Below are 21625 nucleotides of genomic sequence, written 5' to 3'. Positions count from 1 at the left end.
GATTTGGGGTGCATATCATTATGTCACAGTCTCTTTTTAACAAGAAAATAATGATTGAATGTGGTACAATATCTTAGATTAGGATTCGGAATGAATAAGGAAAGGAAGATAAAATCAATGAAGATGCAATTATCAGAAATTGCACGGGTATTGGAGGTTGAAGATATTCCGGCAGAGTGGAACACCATTACGATCACGAGTGTCAGCTTCGATAGTCGGCAAATGAAGCCTGGGGCGTTGTTTGTCCCATTGAAGGGCGAAAACGATGGCCATCAATTTATTCAAAAAGCAATTGATGCTCAAGCAGCAGCAACCCTTTGGCAAACTGATCACCGGGCAATTCCAACTGCAATTCCTGCATTACCGGTTGAAGATACGTTAGCTGCAATGCAAAAGCTTGCCAAGTATTACCTGCACAAAATTAATCCGCAAGTTGTTGCAGTTACCGGCAGTAATGGGAAAACAACCACGAAAGACATGATCGCGGCGGTTTTGCAAACGCAATATAACGTAACGAAAACTTTTGCCAATTTTAATAATGAAATTGGGGTTCCAATGACCTGTCTTTCAATGGAGCCGAATACGGAAGTTTTAGTGGTCGAAATGGGAATGGACCGCTTTGGCCAGTTGGATAAGCTTAGTCGGCTGGTCGAACCTGATATTGCGGTCATCACAATGATCGGGGAAGCCCACATTGAGTTCTTTGGAACCCGTGACCGGATTGCTGATGCCAAAATGGAAATCACTCATGGATTAAAAGAAGACGGAACTTTAATTTACAACGGGGACGAACCGCTTTTGCGGGCACGGACGGCGGATCTTGTTCAGGCAACCAAGACATTTGGGTTAGATGAACAAACCGATGATTTGGCTGCAAGTGATATTCAAGGAAATGATCACGCAACGACCTTTAAAGTTCCGACATTAACTCCTGATGAATTTAAGATTCCAATGATTGGAGATTATAACGTTAAAAATGCGTTAGCAGCCATTGAAATTGGAAAGTTAATGCACATTGAAATTACCAACATAATTCAAGCTTTGAAGACGTTTGCGTTAACCGCCAATCGGACTGAATGGGTCAGTGGGGCGCTTGGCGAACGGATTTTAAGCGATGTTTATAATTCAAATCCAACAGCGGTCAAGGCTGTTCTGCATTCATTTAAGGAAGTGCCAGTTAAAGATGGCGGGCGCCGGATCGTCGTTTTAGGCGATATGTTGGAACTCGGTGAGCAATCACCTGAATTGCATGCCTCATTGGCAGAAGCAATTGACCCGGCCAAAATTGATGAAGTTTACCTTTACGGAAACGAAATCAAGCCGTTACATACCAAGCTTGAAGGAATGATGGCTCCTCAACGGATTCATTATTTTGAATTTGGCAACCAGGAACAATTAATTGATGACCTTCAACATGATTTGCGTCCGGAAGATGTCGTTTTACTGAAAGGCAGCCACGGAATGCATCTTGAAAAGGTCTTAGCGGCCTTAAGTCCGGCAGAGAATGAAGATTAAGGAGAATTTGAGATTGAATTTTAGCGATTTAGGATTAGATAATCAATTATTAGAAGCAGTCAAGCGAACCGGGTTTGAAGAACCCACGCCGATCCAGGCCAAGACCATTCCGCTGGTTCTTTCGGGAATCGATGTGATTGGTCAAGCCCAAACCGGAACGGGGAAAACGGCGGCTTTCGGATTACCGTTACTGCAAAAGATTGATTATTCCCGGCGTGAGGTTCAAGCGCTTGTAATCTCACCGACCCGGGAACTCGCAATTCAAACTCAGGAAGAAATCTTCAAACTTGGAAAAGAAAAATTAGCAAAGGTCCAGGCGGTTTTCGGCGGGGCAAATATTGTCCGGCAGATTAAACAGTTAAAAAATTATCCGCCCCATATTTTAGTCGGAACGCCAGGACGGTTACTTGACCATCTTCAACGGGGAACGGTCAACCTAAGCAAGGTTGAAACCCTTGTTTTGGATGAAGCTGATGAAATGCTTGATATGGGATTTTTGGATGACATCAGTAAAATTATTGCGCAAATTCCAAAAAAACGGCAGACATTGCTTTTTTCAGCAACCATGCCGCCAGCAATCTTGAAAGTCGGCAAACGGTTCATGAATCACCCGGAAATTGTGAAGATCAAGAACCAGCAATTAACGGCTGACTTGGTTGATCAGTTCTTTGTTAAGGTTCGGGAAAATGAAAAATTTGATGTAATGACGCGGATTTTGGATGTTCAGGCACCTGAATTAACGATCGTTTTTGGCCGGACGAAACGGCGGGTCGATGAGCTTTCGCGCGGATTGGTTGCCCGCGGTTATAATGCGGCCGGCATTCATGGTGACTTGTCGCAGCAACAGCGAAGTGCGGTCTTGAAAAAGTTTCGGGATGGGGCTCTTGATATTTTAGTGGCCACGGATGTTGCTGCTCGCGGATTGGATATTTCAGGTGTCAGTCATGTCTATAACTATGATATTCCGCAAGACCCGGAAAGTTATGTTCACCGCATTGGGCGAACAGGGCGGGCCGGGCATCAAGGAATCTCGGTCACGTTTGTCACCCCTAACGAAATGGACTATTTGCGGGTGATTGAAAAACTGACCCGCAAACGGATGATTCCAATGCGGCCGCCGACAGCCAAGGAAGCCTTTAACGGTCAGATGGAAAGTGCGATCCGCGAGATTGATAATTTGATTTCGCGGACCGATACGGATAAATACAGTGATCAAGCTAATGAATTATTGAATGAATACAGTGCGTTGGACCTTGCGGAAGCGTTATTAAATACCGTTTCGCGCGAAGATGCATCTTCAGTTCCGGTCAAGATTACGCCGGAACGGCCATTGCCGCGGCGGAAACGGACTAACCGGCATGATAACCGTTATGGTAAAAAACGGAAACGGGATTATTGTGATCGGCGCGGAAAGCGGAAGGACCAACGGCCAAAGAAAAAACAGGCAACCAAGCCAAAATATAAGATTCGGAAACGATAACAATGATTTGGGGATTAGGAATTGATTTAACGGAAATTGAACGGATTCATCGTATTCGCCAAAAAGGAGATGCTTTTGCCCGCAAGATTTTGACGGCCAATGAACTGGCGGTGTATCAGAAACTTAGTTCAAAGCGCCAGGATGAGTTTTTAGCGGGGCGATTTTCAGCAAAGGAATCATACAGCAAGGCGCTGGGGACTGGAATCGGGAAGGCGGTCAATTTTAAGGATTTGGAAATTATCGATAATGAACTCGGCAAACCCGAGTTGCGCCGCCACCCTAAGCAGGATGAATTGAAGGCGTTCGTTTCAATTTCGCATACGGATGAGTTAGTAATGACAGAGGTTATTTTGGAGAAGAAGGACTAAAAATGATTATTGGAAAACATCGTGGAACATGTGCCACCATTGATTTAGGGGCAATCAAGCATAATTTAAAAATTGAACGTCAACGAATGGAACCCGGCCAGGAATTGTTTGCCGTGGTTAAAGCCGATGCATACAGTCACGGATTAGTTCCGGTGGCGGTTGCTGCACAGGAAGCCGGAGTTGACGGCTTTTGCGTGGCGGTGATCGATGAAGCCGTTGCGTTACGGGAAAATGGAATTACAAAGCCGATTTTGATTTTAGGTGCTTCACCAGAAACGGAAGCCCCGTACATGGCAAAATTCAACTTATCAACGGCGGTCAGCGACCTTCACTTCTTACAAACGGCCCAGCCATTATTAGCAGCCCAAAATTTGAAGTTAAAGGTTCACCTTGCCCTTGATACGGGAATGGGCCGGATCGGATTCCGTGATCAGGAAACCGTTAAGGCAGCAATCGAATTTATGAATCACCATCAAGACCAATTTGAATTTGAAGGGATCTTTACCCACTTTTCAACGGCTGATTCAGCGGATGATTCTTACTTTAAGAAGCAATTGAATAAGTTCCACGAACTGATGGAAGTTGTTCCTCAACGTCCGCGTTACGTTCACGTTGCGAACTCAGCTGCTTCGATTTGGCACAAGCAATGCGGCGGAAATATGATCCGGCTTGGAATTGGGATGTACGGATTGAACCCATCAGGCAAGGAAGTTCAACTCCCGCACGATGTTGCGTTGAAACCAGCGTTTGAACTTACAAGTCACATTGTTGAAGTTAAGCAGGTTCATCCGGGAGATTCGATCAGTTACGGGACAACGTACACGGCTACTAAGGATGAATGGATCGGAACCGTTCCGATGGGCTATGCTGACGGTTGGTTGCGCCGGATGCAGGGGTCAACGGTCTTAGTTGGCGGCCAGGAATGTGAAATCGTTGGCCGAATCTGCATGGACCAATTTATGATCCGGTTACCGCATGAAGTTCCATTGGGAACGAAGGTTACGCTAATTGGTGAAAACGGCGGCAAGCAAAAGACCGCCCAGGATGCTGCGGATTATGCCGGAACGATTCATTACGAAATTCTTTGTTCGATCGGACAACGGGTTCCGCGCTTTTACGTTGAAAAATAACAGCGGTGGAGGAATCAGCCATGGGGTTAAGCGAAACGGAAGCAATTCAAAAGGTATTAGCATGTTCAAATTTGAAGGTTTATTGTGATTACTATTCGATTACGGTTGATGACATCAAGCACCAGCCGCAGTTGGCGTTTTACATCTTAAAGCATCGTAATTCACTTGAACAGTTGATTGCGGGATACAGTGAAATGGAGTCGATCAATCAGGATATTTGTACTGAATTTCAGCGGTGCGAGCAGGAATGTCAGTCAATGATTCGAGAGTTAGTAAAGGATCGGGGATCAAATGAATTCAAAAATTAAACGCGGCGATATTTACTATGCAGATTTATCCCCGGTCGTCGGTTCAGAACAGGGTGGATTGCGTCCGGTGTTGATCATTCAAAATAACATTGGGAACCGTTTCAGCCCGACCGTGATTATTGCGGCAATTACGTCGAAAATTTCGAAGCCGAAAATGCAAACGCACGTCGCGGTTGCGAAGTCGAAGGACGGATTAGGAAAGGATTCCGTAATTCTGTTAGAACAGATTCGGACGATTGATAAACGGCGCTTACAACGAAAAATTACCCATTTGGATGATTCGATAATGAATCAGGTTGACCATGCACTTGAAGTGAGTGTGGGCTTAGGAGAAATTGATTAAAAAAAAGGTTGTGACAAAACGTTCAAAACGAGCGTGATGGAAGCAGAAAAGCGAACGAATCGCGGAGCATAGATTCGGAGGTTTTCGAATTAGCTACGCGTCACCACACAGCTCGTTTGTTTTGGAACCCGATTATGCGGATAAAAAAAGGTTGTGACCGCGGTCACAACCTTTTTTCTACATTGACGAAGCATGTAAATTTTCAATTTCAGTAACGGTAAATTTATTCCGTTTCAAACTGGCAACGATCCGTTTGAGTTTATGTTCTGAAACTTCAGACGGAAGGGTAAATAAGATTCGTTGAATGTTGTTTTTTTCGTGCAGATCAAGTGAAATACAGCTCGCAATCACCGTATAGCGGGTAATGATCTTCGACATTTTCGCAAGGTCACCGCGATCGCCGTTGGAAAGAATGGTCAAGACATAACTTCCGGTATCAACGTTCCATGATTGCGATAGCATGTTCAACAAGCTGCTGTGAGTTAAAATTCCATAAAATTGATTTTCTTCATCTAAAACGGTAATGTACGGTAAGTCCTTAATTGTAAAGAAAATATTGAAAAATGCCGAATTGATCGAAATAAACTTGGTAGCATTTTTAAGTAATTGGGTTACCGGCAATTGCATATCGCCGCCGCGTGATTTATGGCGGTAAATGTGCATTTTGTAGATGTTTCCGCGGAACAATTTACCTGATTCGTCAAGAACCGGAACACAACGAAAACCGGATGCTTCCAAAATATCGAGCGCCTCTTCAAGGGTTGCTGTTTCGGGAATGGTTGTTAATTCACTTTTCGGTTTAACAATTTCTTTTAAAATCATGATAAAGCTCCTTAGATCGTCATCAAAAAGTTTCAAACATTATAATAACATACTAAGGAACTTCTAAGAAATATTTAATTCAAAAAAACATTGCAAAATCGTTTGAAACTAAAATATGATATACTAAATGCGAAATCAGATTAATGGGTGGCTTGCTGAATTGCAGGCCGTTTTTGCGTATTTTAAAAGTTGATTAGAAAGAAGTTTTTCAAATGAAAATGATCGTTGGCCTTGGAAATGTCGGTTCACGGTATGATGGAACCCGACACAATACTGGTTTTATGGTGGTTGATGAACTTGCCACGCGGAACCAAATTGAAATTAATAAGGAAAAAGATGAAGCAATGATCGGTCAGGGAATGATCGATGGTGAAAAGGTTTTATTGGTTAAACCGCTGACTTTTATGAATGATTCTGGAAGAGCAGTGCGGCCGTTGATGGATTTTTATAAAATTGATGTCGATGACCTGGTGATCGTTCAAGATGACCTTGACATGGAAGTCGGCCGGGTCCGCTTGCGGCAAAAAGGATCAGCGGGCGGCCACAACGGAATTAAAAGCATTATCCAGCATGTTGGAACGCAAGATTTCAAACGGGTCAAGGTTGGAATCGGACGGCCGAAGATCATGACGATCGTTGATTGGGTATTAGGAAGATTTACCCCAACGGAACGGCCATTCTTTGAAGAAGGTCGGGATAAGGCGGTTGCCGCAATTGAATATTGGGTTCAAACCGGTGACTTTATGAAGACGATGAATAAGTTTAACTAGAAGAAAGAGATGAAGGCATGGATTTAAGTGAATTGATTGGTCAAACTGATGAACTGCGAACTGTTCGGCAACAGTTAACGCAGCCGGGACGCCATTTGTTAACGGGGGTCCTAGGATCAGCGAAAACGTTGATTTTGAAAAGCCTGTTTCAGCAATTAAAAAAGCCGTTCTTAGTTGTAACGGACACGCTCAGCCATGCCCAAGAATTAGCGGCCGATTTAACGAATGTTTTGGACGAGGAACAGGTTCGGCTTTTCCCGGTCGAAGAATTAGTGGCGACCGAAATTGCAACCAGTTCACCTGATTTTCAAAGTCAGCGTGTGCGGGCGTTGACAGCGCTCAGCCAGCATAAGGCTAAAGTTGTTGTGACTTCTGCTTCCGGACTAAGACGCCGGTTAGCACCGGTTAAAATGTGGAACCACAACCAATTGACTTTTAAGGTCGGGGCGGAAGTGGAGTTTGAACAGGTCAGCCACCAGCTGGTTCAAATGGGATATCAACGGCAAAAGTTGGTCGATCGTCCCGGTGATTTTGCGATTCGTGGGTCGATTATTGATATTTATTCACTGAACCATGAACTCCCTGTTCGAATCGACCTTTTTGATACTGAAATCGACTCGATCCGGTTCTTTGAGATTGGAAATCAGCGCAGTTTGGAAAATATTGATGAAATCAGCGTGATGCCGGCAACCGATATGATTCAAAATCCCCAGATTTTCACTGATGGGATTCGGCGGCTGCAAGAACTTGAAGCTCAGGTCAAACCAGCCTTAAAGGAAGAGCAGGCAGATGAATTGCGGCGCCAACTTGATGCGGTCATTACAATGTGGAAAGACCAGGAGTTATTAAAAGAACACCGCATTTTCACCCAAATTCTCTATCCTCAAGCAACGTCCCTGCTTGATTATTTGGATGACGGGGTTTTAGTGCTTGATGATTATGCCAAAATTTTGGAACATGCAGATGAGATCGAGCAAAACGAACAAGTTTGGTTGGATGAAAAGGAAGAACTGAAACCAGTGCTTGATCAATTACAGCTTGGATTTAAGGTTCGCAAACTTGTTCGGGAAGCAAAAATGCCGACGTTGTTTATGTCATTGTTTAAAAAAGGAATTGGGCGCTTAAAGTTTGCATCATTAACGGATCTTAAAGTGCGCACGGTTCAGCAATTCTTCAGCCAAATGCCGTTATTACAAACGGAAGCGCGGCGATGGAACAAGCAAAACCAGACTGTTGTTTTGATGATTCAGGATGAAGAACGCCTGACGAAGATTTCCCAGACCCTTGATGATTTTGAAATTCCAAATATTATGACCCAGCCAGAAAATTTACAACGCGGAATTCTTCAAATTGTACGCGGCAGTTTGCAAAGCGGATTTGAAGTTCCGAGCGCGAAACTGGTTGTTTTAACGGAAACGGAACTGTTTGCGAAGGCAACAAAGAAGCGGGCCAAACGGCTGACAATGGAGAACGCTGAACGGCTGAAAAGTTACACCGACCTTAAAGAAGGGGACTTTGTCGTTCACGTTGATCACGGGGTTGGCCGGTATCTTGGCGTTAAAACGATGGAAGTCGATGGCAAACACCAAGACTACCTGACTCTTGAATACCAGAAAGGGGCTAAGCTTTACGTTCCGGTCAATCAATTAGACCGGGTTCAGAAGTATGTGTCATCGGACGCAAAGACACCGCATTTGAATAAACTGGGCGGAAGCGAATGGCATAAAACCAAAAAGCGGGTCGCAAGTAAGATCGAAGACATTGCGGATGAACTGGTTGATTTGTATGCTGAGCGTGAAATGAAGACGGGATTTGCCTTTCCTAAAGATGATGCATATCAGCGGGAATTTGAAGATGCATTTCCGTATACTGAAACCCCGGATCAGCTTCGGAGTACTTCAGAAATCAAGCAGGATATGGAAAATAAGCACCCAATGGATCGGTTGTTGATTGGCGACGTTGGTTACGGGAAAACGGAAGTCGCTTTGCGGGCTGCATTTAAGGCCGTTGAAGCGGGAAAGCAGGTTGCCTTTCTGGTTCCGACAACCGTTTTGGCCCAGCAACACTATGAAACGATGATTGAGCGGTTTGAAAACTTTCCGATTGAAATTGGGATTTTATCCCGGTTCAACACCCCGGCTGAAACCAAGCAGGTCCTTGAAAACTTGAAGGACGGGAAGTGTGACATTGTGGTTGGAACGCACCGGCTTTTATCAAAGGATGTGCAGTTCAAAGATCTCGGATTGTTGATCATTGATGAAGAGCAGCGGTTCGGTGTTAAGCATAAGGAACGGTTGAAACAGTTGAAATCAACGGTTGATGTTTTAACGTTGACGGCAACGCCAATTCCGCGAACCCTTAACATGTCGATGCTTGGGGTCCGTGATCTATCAGTGATTGAAACCGCTCCGGTCAACCGTTATCCGATTCAAACGTACGTTATGGAACAGGATAATCAGGTGATCGCCAACGGGATCCGGCGGGAAATGGAACGCGGCGGCCAGGTCTTTTACCTGCATAACCGGGTCAAAGACATTGAAAAAAAGGCGGCAGCGTTGCAGGCTCTTGTTCCGGAAGCACGGATTACCTATATTCATGGGCAAATGACGGAAAATCAAATGGAAAAGATCTTAATGGACTTTATTCATGGCGATTATGATGTTTTGGTGACCACAACGATTATTGAAACGGGGGTCGACATTCCAAACGCCAACACCCTTTTTGTTGAGGATGCTGACCGGATGGGACTGGCTCAGCTTTATCAGCTCCGCGGACGGGTCGGCCGTTCAAGTCGGGTTGCATATGCTTACTTTATGTATAAACCGGATAAAGTGCTTACTGAAGTCAGTGAAAAACGATTGGAAGCAATCAAAGACTTTACGGAACTTGGATCCGGATTTAAGATTGCGATGCGGGACCTCGCAATTCGCGGAGCCGGCAATCTTTTAGGAAAACAGCAGCATGGTTTCATTGATTCGGTTGGGTATGATCTGTATACTCAAATGTTGAATGAGGCTGTTGCCCGGAAACGCGGCGTTAAACCGGAAGAAAAAACGGATGCGACGATCAATTTGGACGTTGAAGCGTACATTCCGCAATCTTACATTGACGATGAACAACAGAAAATCGAAATTTATAAGCGGATTCGTCAATTTAAGAATTTTGATCAGTACCAAGAAGTTCAGGATGACCTGATCGACCGGTTCGGTGATTATCCGGATGAAGTGTCGAACTTGCTGGAGATTGGATTATTAAAAATGGATGCTGATCGGGCATTAGTTGATCAAATTTTTCAAAAGAAAGATGAGATCACGATCGTTTTTTCAAAGAAGGCAACGACGCGACTGTCTGGCAGTCAATTCTTAGCAGCGGTTTCGCAAACCAAGTTGTCAACGTCAATGAACGTTGATAATTTGCAAATGAAGATTACAATTAAGAAAAAGGCTGATCAGACCCTTGCCCAAATTATTTTAGAAATGCAGAATTTGCTGAGTGAAATTGCAAAAATGCTGTCATCACAGGAGAAGGTTCATGAAGGATAATCGAATGAAAAATGTCATGCACGGGGCGTTGATTTTATCATTGGCGGCCCTGATTGCGAAAATCTTAAGTGCGTGTTACCGGATTCCATTTGAAAATTTAGTCGGGAATACCGGCTTCTATGTTTACCAGCAAGTATATCCCATTTATGGAATCGGAATGACGTTTGCATTGACCGGTTTTCCGGTGTTTATTTCAAAAATAATCGCTGAACAAGATGAAGAAGCGGCTAAGCTAGCCGTTTCACATCAGATTTTTGTGATTTTAGCCTTTTTTGGCCTCGCTTGTTTTGGCTTTTTACAGCTTTTTGGACACCAAATTGCATTGATGATGGGGGATCGGCACCTTACCCCGCTGCTTGGCAGTGTTTCATGGATGTTCCTCTTTATGCCGATCCTGGCAGTCGGCCGGGGATATTATCAAGGGACGTTTAACATGACTCCGACGGCGATCTCGCAGGTCACCGAACAGTTTATTCGGGTAACCGTCATTATTTTCGTGGCGTTGCTTGCAGTTCACCGTCACTGGACGGTTTACCGGATGGGAACGTGGGCCATGTTTGCGTCAACGTTTGGGGCAATTGGGGCCAGTATCAGTTTTATCCCGTTTTATACCAAGAAATTTTGGCAAACAAAGCGGTCGGCCCATCAAAGCTATTTTAGTTTGACCAAACGGATTTTTTCAGACGGCTTGATCATTTGCTTGTTTGCATCAATGATGGTGCTGTTGCAGCTGGTTGATTCGTTTACCGTTAAAAACAGTTTGGTTTCAGCCGGAATGCTGCCGGCAGTTGCCAAAAGCATTAAAGGAACCTATGACCGGGCCCAACCGTTAGTTCAGTTAGGAATGGTCGTGGCGGTCAGTTTTTCATCGACGTTGTTGCCGACCCTGACGGATGCATTGCAGAAGAACCAGTTGGCACGATTTCGCCAGATTGCCAAGCTATTGATGCGGATCAGTGCAACGATTGCAGCGGCAGCAACGGTTGGGATGATCGTACTGATGCCGGAAATCAATACGTTGCTTTTCAGCACCCCCGCACTTTCGCGAACGATTGCCGTTTACGTATTAAGTGTTTTTGTGATCACGCTGATCAGTACCTATAATTCGATTCTTCAAAGTCTTGACCAGTTCAAGATCACGGCAGTCGGTTTGATTCTGGCAGTTGTCGTCAAAGCTGCCATTAATTCGCTGATGATCCGGCACTTTGGAATCATCGGGGCAAGCTGGGCAACGGTGATTAGTTTACTGGTTGCCGTTGGAATTATTTTGTGGGCCCTGCCTTCCGGGGTTAAGAATTTATTCTTTGACGGTGAAGGATTCGTGCATAAACTTTGCCTGGCAGTTTTAATGATGGGGCTGAGTGTTGGAATCGTTGTGCATGGTTTGCGGATGTTTATTTTCCTTTCACGCAAAGGGTCGATCATCATCACGGTGATCGGAATGCTTGTTGGCGCAACCGTCTTTCTTTCAATGGTGATTGGCCAAAAGATGTTTACAACGCGTGAATGGCTGATGATTCCCGGCGGCAAAAAGTTACTATTAGTTTTAGAAAAAATTGCGAAACGAGGAAATTCAAAATGAGATTAGACAAATTTTTAAAAGTATCACGAATCATTAAGCGGCGTTCAGTTGCAAAGGATATTGCTGATCAAGGCCGGGTAACGGTCAACGGGAAGGTTGCCAAGTCATCTTCCAAAGTTGCGGTCGGCGATGAGATCGTAATTAATTTTGGAAATAAAACTTTAACTGTTAAAGTGGATGATATCAAGGATACAACGAAGAAAAACGAATCGCAGGATCTTTATACGGTCGTTTCTGAAGAATATCAAGAAGATTATCGGATGTAAGGTACTTTTTTAAGTGGCGGTTTGTTATAATTTGAGTAGTGAGATCTAGTCGGTTTGATAAGGAGAGTACAATGGCGCAAAAGAAGAAAAGCAAAAAGTTAAAGGTCATTAATCAGGAATACTATAATCAGCAAACCGCTCAAAATGCAGTTACTCAAAAACAACTGGCATTAACGCGGAAACACCGGATGAAAATGCTGATTCTTTGCGGCGTGATGTTGGTGATCACGATCATGTTTGGCTTTAACATTATTCAAAATAACATTCAAGCAGCGGTTCTTGGGAAAAAGACGCGGGAAGCGCGCGTGGAATTAAAGAGTGCCAAACAGCAAAATCAAAAGCTGAATCAACGGGTAGCTGAGTTAAAGGATTCAGATTATTTGGCGAAAATCATTCGGAAGAAGTATTTCTTCTCGAAAGACGGCGAAACGATTTATAGTTTGCCAAGCGATAAGGCCAAAACCGTTACTGAAAATTAGTTAAATAAATGAATTTAGACGCTTATTAAAATATTTAAACAGTGTTATACTGAAAGAAACATCAATTTCTGGGAGGATTAAATTTTTTTATGACAGTTGAAGTGGGAACGAAAGTTTCAGGTAAGGTTTCAGGAATCACGAACTTCGGAGCATTCATTGATCTTGGTGATCACCAGACCGGGTTAGTTCATATCAGTGAAGTTTCGAACACGTACGTCAAGGATATCCATGATGTCTTAAAGGTCGGCGACGAAGTTCAAGTTAAGGTTCTGAAAGTTGGCGATGACGGCAAGATCTCATTGTCGATCAAGCAAGCCATGCCGAAGCCTGATAAACCCAAGAATAACCATCACAATGGCAATCGCCAAGGAAGTAACCATCGTTTCCATGGAAACAAGAATAATCATCAAAAGAAGGATTTTGATGCCCTTTTAGCAGGGTTCCTAAAGGAAAGTGATGAACGGTTAACATCCCTTAAACGGAATACCGATGGTAAGCGTGGCGGTCGCGGCGGCCGGCGCAGCTAGTATTAATGAGTTGAAAATTATTAAATCCGAGACTGGAGCTTGTCCCAGTCTCTTTTCGTATCTGAAATAGGTGACCGAATGGAATTAGAATTTATTCAAAATTGGAAGAAGTTTGATTTAGACTGTCAGCCGCTTTTAGTAGCCGTTTCAACGGGCGTCGATTCAATGGTTTTACTTGATTTATTGCAGCATTTACCTGCTGATTTACGGCCGCAAATCACGGTCGGCTATGTTGATCACCGGTTGCGAAAGCAAAGCAAGGATGAAACCAAGTTTATTCAAGAATATTGTCGTCAGCATCACTTGCCGTTGAAAATTGGTGTTTGGGATGCTGACCAACATCCGCAACACGGAATTGAGGAAGCCGCGCGAAATTTTCGGTATGCCTTCTTTTCAAAAACGATGGCCGAGTTGAAAATTTCCACGCTGGCAACGGCGCACCATGCCGATGATCTGGCAGAAACATTTTTGATGAAGCTGCTTCGCGGTGGCGAACTATCTCAGTTGGTGGGAATCGCTCCCTGCCGGTTAATGGGACCCGGGCGACAATTGATTCGGCCGCTTTTACCGTATTCCAAACAGCAACTGTATGATTATGCTCAGCAACATCAGTTAACCTTTTTTGAAGACGAAACCAATCAGGATGACGATGTTTTACGAAACCGGATCCGGCATCACATTATTCCGCAATTAAAACGCGAGAATCCACGTTTTTTGGACCATGTTCGCAGTTACACGCAGCAGTTAAGTTCGACGTTGAAAGTTAATCAGCAAATTTTACAGCAGCAGTTAACCCAGTTGCTCGAAGATGATCAGGTGTGCCTGCCGGCATGGTTGCAACTTGATGCAGCAATGCGGCGGGCGGTATTAAAAGAATATCTGATTCAGCATGGCGTTCCGCTTCACCAGCGGCAATTTGCCGAGGTCAGCAGCTTTTTAGAAAATTGCCAAAAACCGCAAGGAACCTTTCAGTTAGATGCGAAGCGAGCGGTGGTTAAGGAATACATGCACTTCTATTTAACTTCCCGGGAGGAAGCAGTCGAAAAGGTTTCGGATCAATCATTCTTGATTCAAGGTAAAACGCTGGTTAGCACGGCAACCTTTGAACTGACGCTTGACCACCATGAACAGCGGGATGCAGACGAACAACTAAGATTTAACCGTTTGCCAGCCGGATTAACTTTGCGGCATCGGCTGCCGGGAGATTGGTTGCGGATTCGTGAAGGAACTAAAAAACTGACCCGTTTTTTAATTGATAAAAAAATTTCACAACGGGAGCGGCAAGCATTGTGGGTGATCGCTGATGAAAAGCAGGAAGTTTATGCCCTTTTCGGTGATCAGCCAAATTCAATGATCTATTTGTCACAACCCGTGGAAAATGCTACAATTCGTTACATAGTAGCGATAAAGTACAGAAAGAGGTAAAAAGATGAATGATGATATTTTGAAAGTTCTTTATAGTCGAGAACAAATTCAAGATGCAACTGAAAAAATGGGAAAGCAGATCACCAAGGATTTTGAAGGCAAAGATCCGCTTGTAATCTGCATTTTAAAAGGAGCTGCCGTTTTCTATTCTGATATCGTTCGCGAAATCAATACGTACTGCGAATTAGATTTTATGGACGTTTCAAGTTACGGCAACGGAACCGTTTCATCGGGGGATGTCAAGATCATTAAGGACCTTGATACGTCGGTTGAAGGCCGGAATGTGCTGATCATTGAAGATATTATTGATACTGGCCGGACATTGAAATGTTTAGTTGACCTGTTTGAAAAACGGAACGCCAAATCAGTTAAAATCTGTACTTTATTAGATAAACCGGATCGGCGGATCGAAGGAATCGTTCCGGATTATACGGGCTTTAAAGTTCCAAACGAATTTGTTGTTGGTTTCGGACTTGATTACATGGGCCACTACCGGAACTTGCCATTCGTTGGGGTTTTGAAACCGGAAATTTACGCTGATAATCAAGAATAGTCAAAAAAAGTCAAGTATGATATGATTAGCTTGATAACTTTGAATTTTTAGTTATTGTCGTAGGAGGAAATAATGAATAATAACAATAAAAAGAATGGACTATTCCGGAATAGTCTTTTCTACATTGTCGTCTTCCTGGGAATCATGGGAGCGGTCTACTACTTTACAGGTGGCAGTAACGACTCATCGACCCAACAAATTCAGTCAAGTACATTTATTTCTGAATTAAAGAAGGACAATGTAAAGAAGTTTACGTTAGAACCTTCGGGAAACGTTTATAAAGTTTCAGGGGAATACCGTAAACCAGTAAAGACTTCCTCAAAAAAGAATAGTCTAACAGGCATGGGCGGCGGTAGTTCAACCGCGAAGAACTTCACAACGGACATGGTTACGAACGAAGGAACCGTAAATGAAGTGATGAAGTACGCCCAAAAGAATCACGTTGCAAACAGCGCGAAGGAAGAACAATCAAGCAGCATTTGGATGCAGTTATTGTTGACCATCGTGCCGATCGTGATCATGATTTTCTTCTTCTACATGATGATGGGCAATGCCGGCGGTGGCCAAGGCGGCGGCCGGATGATGAGCTTTGGCAAGTCAAAAGCCAAGCCGATCGACAAGAAAGAAAACAAGATTCGTTTCTCAGATGTTGCCGGTGAAGAAGAAGAAAAGCAGGAATTGGTTGAAGTTGTTGAATTTTTGCGTGATCCGCATAAATTCCAACGGTTAGGGGCTAAGATCCCATCAGGGGTTCTGCTTGAAGGTCCTCCAGGAACTGGGAAAACTTTGCTTGCAAAAGCGGTTGCTGGTGAAGCAGGCGTTCCGTTCTTCTCAATTTCTGGTTCTGACTTCGTTGAAATGTTTGTCGGGGTTGGGGCAAGTCGTGTTCGTGACTTGTTTGAAAACGCCAAGAAGAATGCACCATCGATCATCTTTATCGATGAAATCGATGCCGTTGGTCGCAAACGGGGCAACGGCATGGGCGGCGGCCACGATGAACGTGAACAAACCTTGAACCAATTGTTAGTTGAAATGGACGGGTTCGAAGGCGACGAAGGCGTGATCGTAATGGCAGCCACAAACCGGTCAGATGTTTTGGATCCAGCCTTACTTCGTCCAGGTCGTTTTGACCGGAAGATTTTGGTTGGCCGGCCAGATGTTAAGGGTCGGGAAGCCATCTTGAAGGTCCACTCCAAGGGCAAGCCGTTGGCAGACGATGTTGACCTGAAGATGATTGCTAAACAAACGCCAGGCTTTGTTGGGGCTGATTTAGCAAACTTGCTGAACGAAGCTGCATTGTTGGCTGCGCGGCGTGATAAAAATGAAATCGATGCTTCAGATATTGATGAAGCTGAAGACCGCGTAATTGCTGGACCAGCGAAACGCGATCGGGTAATCAGCGAACAAGAACGCCGGACCGTTGCGTTCCACGAAGCAGGACACACAATTGTCGGCCTTGTTTTGAATGATGCCCGGGTCGTTCATAAAGTTACGATCGTACCTCGGGGACGTGCCGGCGGATATGCGATTATGCTTCCGCGGGATGATCAAATGCTGAACTCCAAGAAGGACTTGAAGGAACAAATTGCTGGTTTAATGGGTGGACGTGCTGCCGAAGAAATTATTTTCGGGCAACAATCATCCGGGGCTGCAAACGACTTCCAACAAGCAACGCAATTAGCACGGGCCATGGTTACTGAATACGGGATGAGCGAAAAACTTGGACCGGTTCAATACGAAGGACAAGCAAACATGCAACCGGGCGAATTTGACGGTCAACACAGTTACTCAGGCCAAACGGCAAACTTGATCGATGAAGAAGTTATGCGGCTTTCAAACGAAGGAATGGAAACTGCTAAACGGATTATCCAAGAACACCGTGAACAACACCGGGTAATTGCTGAAGCCTTATTGAAGTATGAAACACTTAACGAAAAGCAAATCTTGAGTTTGTTCAAGACCGGCAAGATGCCAGCTGAAAATGAAGATGAATTTCCAAGTGAAAAATCAGGTTCATTTGAAGAAGCTAAGAAGGCATTAGAACGGAAAGACGCTCAACGCCAAAAGATCGATGCTCAAGAAGTTGCAGCTGAAAAAAAGGCCGAAAAACAAGACGATGAATCATTACCAACGCAAACATTCTATCCGAGTGAAAAGCATGATCATGATGATTCACATCAAGACGAAGGCTAAATAGCATAAAGGGTGACTATGGTTAACATGGTCACTTTTTATGTTAATCGGAATTAAATATTTTTTTATTTTTAAAAAAGAACATGGTAAAATCTTAGTTTGGAAGAAAAGAAGGGATAGTTTATGAGCGATTATTTAGTAAAAAGTTTGGCGTTTGACGGTCAGATCAGAGCATATGCAGTCGACGCCACAGAAACGGTCAGCACAGCTCAAAAATTGCATGATACTTGGAGTGCGGCTTCGGCAGCCCTTGGACGGAGTCTGGTAGGGACTTTGTTACTCGCATCAGCTTCACTTCAAGGCGATGAAACAATGACGGTCAAGATCAATGGGAACGGTCCGGTTGGCGGAATCGTCGTTGATGGCAATGCCAACGGAACGGTGAAGGGATACGTTCAAAATCCGCATGTTCATTTACCGTTAAATGATAAACACAAAATTGATGTGAAGGGGGCCGTCGGAACAGAAGGTTTTCTTGCAGTTACAAAGGATCTCGGCTTGAAAGAACCATTTACAGGGCAAGTGCCGTTAGTATCCGGCGAACTTGGCGAAGACTTCACGTATTATCTTGCTAAGTCAGAACAGATTCCATCTTCAGTTGGCTTGTCAGTTTTTGTTAACAGCGATAACTCAATTGAAACGGCGGGCGGCTTTATGATTCAGGTAATGCCGGGAGCAAAGGAAGAAACGATCAGCCAAATCGAAAAGCGGTTAGCTGAAATTCCAATGGTTTCTGAAATGATGCGCGATGGCAAGAAACCGGAAGATATTTTGAATGAAATTCTCGGCGCTGAAAACGTTAAAATTCTTGATAAGATGCCGGTCAGTTATCACTGCGATTGCTCGCGGGAACGCTTCTTAGGCGTGTTGACAAGTTTACCGACTGATCAGCTTCAAGAAATGGCCGATGAAGATCATGGAGCTGAAGCCGTATGCCATTTCTGCGGCAAAAAGTATCAGTTTACTGAAGACGAATTACGGAAGATCATTAAGGTCAAAAAACAAAACGGAAAGAAAGAGGATTAAGCAATGGAATGGAAAATTGGTGATATTACAATTCCAAACCGGGTCGTTGTTGCGCCAATGGCAGGGGTAACTAACGTTGCGTTTCGGATGATCTGCAAAGAGTTCGGTGCGGGATTAGTTGTTTGTGAAATGATTTCAGATAAGGGAATTCATTTTCGAAACAAAAAGACCCTGGGAATGTTGTTCGTTGATGAAAGTGAACACCCGGTAAGTGTTCAAATTTTTGGTGGGACAAAGGATTCGCTGGTTGAAGCAGCCCAATACGTTGCTGAAAATACAAGTACGGATATCATTGACATCAACATGGGCTGCCCGGTGCCTAAAGTTACGAAGACGGATGCCGGGGCCCACTGGTTGCTTGATCCGGATAAAATCTATGAAATGGTCAAGGCGGTTACGGCGGCAGTTGACAAGCCGGTCACGGTTAAAATGCGGACCGGTTGGGATGATGATCACATCTTAGCGGTTGAAAACGCATTGGCGGCTGAAGAAGCCGGAGCATCAATGCTTGCAATGCACGGCCGGACCCGGAAACAACTTTATTCAGGGCATGCTGATTGGGGTATCTTAAAGGATGTTGCTGATCACTTAACGAAGATTCCATTCGTTGGAAACGGCGATGTGCGTACTCCGCAAGACGCAAAGAAAATGTTGGATGAAGTTGGGGCTGATGCCGTCATGATCGGCCGGGCAGCATTAGGAAACCCATGGATCGTTAAGCAGGTGACCCATTACCTTGAAACGGGCGAAGAAATTCCGGAGCCAACTCCAGCAGAAAAAATCAAGGTTGCCAAGGAACACCTTCACCGTTTGATCAAGCTGAAAGGTGAAAAAATCGGTCCCCGGGAATTCCGTTCACAGGCAGCATACTACCTGAAAGGCATTCCGCGGTCTGCACGAACAAAAGCAGCATTGAATGATGCTGACACTGAACAAGAAATGATCGATATCTTTGATAACTTCTTGAATGATTTGGATAGTGCAGCAGCAAGACGGGCTGCGCGCCGGGCACATTCACGAAATTAATTAAAGATGTTTAGTGTTTTTTGATATGATATAATCTCACTAGAGGTCAAAAATTAAGAAAAGAGGGCTATTATGGCAAAAGATCAATCAATGAATGATCAGATGCGGGTTCGTCGCCAAAAGATGCAAGAATTGCGCGATGAAGGTATCGATCCGTTTGGTCACCGGTTTGAACGGGACTCAATGAACGCCGATCTTCATGAAAAGTATGGCGACATGACAAAAGAAGAATTAAACGATGCAGGTTATACTGCAACGATTGCAGGGCGAATGGTTGCCAAACGTGGAAAGGGTAAAGTTGGCTTTGCTGACTTGCAAGACCGTTCAGGCAAAATGCAATTATACGTTCGGAAAGATGTTGTTGGCGAAGACCAATATCACATTTTCAAGCGGTCAGATTTAGGTGACTTCCTTGGGGTAACGGGTGAAGTTATCAAGACTGATATGGGTGAATTGACTTTACGGGTTACAAAATTGACGTTCCTTTCAAAGGCTTTACGCCCATTACCTGATAAGTATCACGGTTTACAAAACATTGAACAAGTATATCGTCAACGTTACTTAGACTTGATCACTAACCGAACAAGCTTTGATCGCTTCATGAACCGGAGTAAGATCGTAAAAGCTATTCGGGACTATATGGATGAAAATGGTTTCGTTGAAGTTGAAACACCAATTTTGAGCAATATTGCCGGTGGAGCAGCTGCACGGCCATTTATCACGCACCACAATGCATTGGACATTGATATGTACTTGCGGATCGCAACGGAATTGTCACTTAAACGGTTGATCGTTGGTGGTATGGAACGGGTTTATGAACTTGGACGGGTCTTCCGGAACGAAGGAATCGATACCCGGCATAACCCAGAATTCACAACTATGGAAACCTATGCTGCATACTGGGATTTAACTGATGTTATGGATGAAACGGAAGGAATTTTCAAGGCGGCTGCTAAGGTTGTAACGGATAATGGAATCATTACTTACCAAGGAAATGAAGTTAACCTTGATAAGCCGTTCAAGCGGGTTCACATGGTTGATTTGATTAAGGAAGAAACCGGCGTTGACTTCTGGAAAGAAATGTCACTTGATGAAGCTCGGAAGATTGCTGATGAACATAATGTTCATTACGAACCATACTGGCAAGTTGGCCACATCATTAATGAATTCTTTGAAACATTCTGTGAAGAAAAGATCGTTGACCCAACATTTGTTTATGGTCATCCAGTTGAAGTTTCACCACTTGCGAAGAAGAATGAAAAGGATCCGCGGTTTACTGATCGATTTGAACTCTTTATTCTTGGTGGCGAATATGCAAACGCCTTTACTGAATTAAATGATCCAATCGATCAACGTGAACGGTTTGAAGCTCAAGCAGCTGAACGTGAAAACGGAAATGATGAAGCCGAACACATTGATGAGGATTACTTGGAAGCAATGGAATACGGAATGCCGCCAACAGGTGGATTAGGAATCGGAATTGACCGGTTAGTAATGTTATTGACAGATGCACCGTCAATTCGGGATGTCTTATTATTCCCAACCCGGCGTCCAGAAAAATAATTAAATCACTTTTCAAGGAGCACATGAAGTTCATGGGCTCCTTTTTTGATTTTGAAAAAATTATAATATTAAATTTCGAAAAATTAAGAAAAGGGATTGACGGTGGTTGGGGTTTGATGATAAACTAACAAAGTCGTCAAAAGGAACAACAGTTGATGTTAATAATTAAGTAAAAAAGTTATTGACAAGTTGGTGCCTGTTTGATAATATAATAAATGTTCCGCTGATGCGGAGTTAAATATTTGATAGATCTTTGAAAACTGAACAATGTTTCGACACACAAATGTGCAGGGCAATTCATGAAAATGAATGCAATAACATTTGCGAAGTCAATTCGCTAGTAATTACGAGTCACAAACTTATAAATTGAGAGTTTGATCCTGGCTCAGGACGAACGCTGGCGGCGTGCCTAATACATGCAAGTCGAACGAGAATTTCTTACACCGAGTGCTTGCACTCACCGTAAGAAATTCGAGTGGCGGACGGGTGAGTAACACGTGGGTAACCTGCCCAAAAGAAGGGGATAACATTTGGAAACAAATGCTAATACCGTATAACCATGATGACCGCATGGTCATTATGTAAAAGGTGGTTTTGCTATCGCTTTTGGATGGACCCGCGGCGTATTAACTAGTTGGTAGGGTAACGGCCTACCAAGGTGATGATACGTAGCCGAGTTGAGAGACTGATCGGCCACAATGGGACTG

The 21625-nt window shown here is 44.0% G+C and carries 19 protein-coding genes and 1 rRNA gene; 19 read left to right on the top strand and 1 reads right to left on the bottom strand.

Annotated elements, in window-relative coordinates; all coding sequences use genetic code 11:
* The first annotated feature begins 117 nt into the window (after positions 1-117).
* Genes A3O17_RS00860 through A3O17_RS00835 form a run of 6 tightly spaced genes read left to right on the top strand, consistent with a single transcriptional unit; the run spans position 118 to position 5144 of the window.
* Positions 118-1515: a UDP-N-acetylmuramoyl-tripeptide--D-alanyl-D-alanine ligase gene (locus A3O17_RS00860; RefSeq protein WP_064208291.1), complete on the top strand. Its 1398-nt coding sequence runs from the start codon at positions 118-120 to the stop codon at positions 1513-1515.
* 13 nt (positions 1516-1528) lie between these two features.
* On the top strand, positions 1529-2995 hold the full coding sequence (locus A3O17_RS00855) for a DEAD/DEAH box helicase (protein WP_064208307.1): 1467 nt from the start codon (positions 1529-1531) through the stop codon (positions 2993-2995).
* A 2-nt stretch (positions 2996-2997) separates the two neighbouring features.
* On the top strand, positions 2998-3363 hold the full coding sequence (gene acpS / locus A3O17_RS00850) for a holo-ACP synthase (RefSeq protein ID WP_064208292.1): 366 nt from the start codon (positions 2998-3000) through the stop codon (positions 3361-3363).
* A 2-nt stretch (positions 3364-3365) separates the two neighbouring features.
* A complete protein-coding gene (alr, locus tag A3O17_RS00845; protein ID WP_064208293.1) occupies positions 3366-4493 on the top strand; it encodes an alanine racemase in 1128 nt (375 codons plus the stop codon).
* Between the two features lie 20 nt (positions 4494-4513).
* Positions 4514-4801, top strand: coding sequence for a hypothetical protein (locus A3O17_RS00840; protein WP_064208294.1), 288 nt, complete (start codon positions 4514-4516; stop codon positions 4799-4801).
* Positions 4785-5144 carry a type II toxin-antitoxin system PemK/MazF family toxin gene (locus A3O17_RS00835; RefSeq protein WP_064208295.1) on the top strand — a complete coding sequence of 120 codons (360 nt, stop codon included), beginning with the start codon at positions 4785-4787 and terminating at the stop codon, positions 5142-5144. Before A3O17_RS00840 ends, A3O17_RS00835 begins: the two co-directional genes overlap by 17 nt.
* 177 nt (positions 5145-5321) lie before the next feature.
* Here the strand turns inward: A3O17_RS00835 and cbpA are convergent, their stop codons facing one another.
* On the bottom strand, positions 5322-5966 hold the full coding sequence (cbpA, locus tag A3O17_RS00830; protein ID WP_057826929.1) for a cyclic di-AMP binding protein CbpA: 645 nt from the start codon (positions 5964-5966) through the stop codon (positions 5322-5324).
* Between the two features lie 212 nt (positions 5967-6178).
* On the opposite strand from cbpA, the gene pth reads away from it, so the two are divergent.
* The 13 genes from pth to A3O17_RS00765 all read left to right on the top strand — a co-directional run.
* Positions 6179-6736: an aminoacyl-tRNA hydrolase gene (gene pth / locus A3O17_RS00825; protein WP_064208296.1), complete on the top strand. Its 558-nt coding sequence runs from the start codon at positions 6179-6181 to the stop codon at positions 6734-6736.
* Between the two features lie 17 nt (positions 6737-6753).
* On the top strand, positions 6754-10278 hold the full coding sequence (mfd, locus tag A3O17_RS00820; RefSeq protein WP_064208297.1) for a transcription-repair coupling factor: 3525 nt from the start codon (positions 6754-6756) through the stop codon (positions 10276-10278).
* Positions 10268-11860: a putative polysaccharide biosynthesis protein gene (locus A3O17_RS00815; RefSeq protein WP_064208298.1), complete on the top strand. Its 1593-nt coding sequence runs from the start codon at positions 10268-10270 to the stop codon at positions 11858-11860. Before mfd ends, A3O17_RS00815 begins: the two co-directional genes overlap by 11 nt.
* A complete protein-coding gene (locus A3O17_RS00810; protein ID WP_064208299.1) occupies positions 11857-12126 on the top strand; it encodes an RNA-binding S4 domain-containing protein in 270 nt (89 codons plus the stop codon). The genes A3O17_RS00815 and A3O17_RS00810 overlap by 4 nt, the downstream gene beginning before the upstream one ends.
* 71 nt (positions 12127-12197) lie before the next feature.
* Entirely contained in the window at positions 12198-12605 is a 408-nt protein-coding gene (locus A3O17_RS00805) for an FtsB family cell division protein (protein WP_057826924.1), read from the top strand.
* Positions 12606-12694: 89 nt separating this feature from the next.
* Positions 12695-13132: a S1 domain-containing RNA-binding protein gene (locus A3O17_RS00800; protein WP_064208300.1), complete on the top strand. Its 438-nt coding sequence runs from the start codon at positions 12695-12697 to the stop codon at positions 13130-13132.
* 78 nt (positions 13133-13210) lie between these two features.
* Positions 13211-14557 carry a tRNA lysidine(34) synthetase TilS gene (gene tilS / locus A3O17_RS00795; protein ID WP_064208301.1) on the top strand — a complete coding sequence of 449 codons (1347 nt, stop codon included), beginning with the start codon at positions 13211-13213 and terminating at the stop codon, positions 14555-14557.
* A gap of 4 nt (positions 14558-14561) precedes the next feature.
* Positions 14562-15110 (top strand): hypoxanthine phosphoribosyltransferase, encoded by a 549-nt coding sequence (gene hpt / locus A3O17_RS00790; protein WP_064208302.1) that lies wholly within the window; start codon positions 14562-14564, stop codon positions 15108-15110.
* Positions 15111-15182: 72 nt separating this feature from the next.
* Complete coding sequence (gene ftsH, locus A3O17_RS00785; RefSeq protein WP_064208303.1) at positions 15183-17303, top strand: ATP-dependent zinc metalloprotease FtsH; 2121 nt, start codon at positions 15183-15185, stop codon at positions 17301-17303.
* 123 nt (positions 17304-17426) lie between these two features.
* Positions 17427-18329: an Hsp33 family molecular chaperone HslO gene (hslO, locus tag A3O17_RS00780; RefSeq protein WP_064208304.1), complete on the top strand. Its 903-nt coding sequence runs from the start codon at positions 17427-17429 to the stop codon at positions 18327-18329.
* Positions 18330-18332: 3 nt separating this feature from the next.
* On the top strand, positions 18333-19355 hold the full coding sequence (dusB, locus tag A3O17_RS00775; RefSeq protein ID WP_064208305.1) for a tRNA dihydrouridine synthase DusB: 1023 nt from the start codon (positions 18333-18335) through the stop codon (positions 19353-19355).
* Between the two features lie 72 nt (positions 19356-19427).
* Positions 19428-20918 (top strand): lysine--tRNA ligase, encoded by a 1491-nt coding sequence (gene lysS / locus A3O17_RS00770; protein ID WP_064208306.1) that lies wholly within the window; start codon positions 19428-19430, stop codon positions 20916-20918.
* Between the two features lie 362 nt (positions 20919-21280).
* Positions 21281-21625 (top strand): 16S ribosomal RNA (locus A3O17_RS00765); the annotation flags it as partial.

This window comes from Ligilactobacillus aviarius (assembly GCF_001654615.1).
Classification (GTDB): Bacteria; Bacillota; Bacilli; order Lactobacillales; family Lactobacillaceae; genus Ligilactobacillus; species Ligilactobacillus aviarius_B.
This window is presented reverse-complemented; position numbering and strand designations above follow the sequence as displayed.